Source organism: Leclercia tamurae, assembly GCF_025566055.1.
GTDB lineage: Bacteria > Pseudomonadota > Gammaproteobacteria > Enterobacterales > Enterobacteriaceae > Enterobacter > Enterobacter tamurae.
In genome coordinates this window covers 1-416 of the sequence record NZ_JAMHKS010000034.1, presented here as the reverse complement: position 1 = coordinate 416, position 416 = coordinate 1, and the positions used below count along the sequence as shown (strand labels likewise).

Sequence of the window (416 nt, the reverse complement as noted above, 5' to 3'; positions counted from 1 at the left end):
CATCGAGGTTGTTGATCCCGAGTGTAACAACCTGGTCGCTGGCATTACCGGCCGCATCGGTGGCCACCACGGTGAAGCTGTAGCTGGCTTTGTTCTCAAAGTCCGGGTTTCCGGTCAGGGTGACCGCGCCGGTGGTGGCATCAATAGTCAGGCCCGCATCGCTGCCCGCTTTCAGCGAGAAGGTAACGCCCCCGCTGATATCCGCCGTGTCGGTCGCGGTAGCGGTGTAGATCACCTGACCGGCACCGCTGTTTTCGTTGATTGCCGGGGCGGTTGTGCCGCTGGTGACCGTCGGGGCGACCTCATCGAGGTTGTTGATCCCGAGTGTAACAACCTGGTCGCTGGCATTTCCGGCCGCATCGGTGGCCACCACGGTGAAGCTGTAGCTGGCTTTGCTCTCATAATCCGGGTTACCG

Annotated in this window: 1 protein-coding gene; it reads right to left on the bottom strand. The window is 61.3% G+C overall.

Annotated features, from left to right (window positions below; genetic code table 11):
- Nucleotides 1-416: cadherin domain-containing protein (locus M8318_RS00170; protein ID WP_262660569.1), on the bottom strand; the 416-nt coding region annotated here is incomplete at both ends.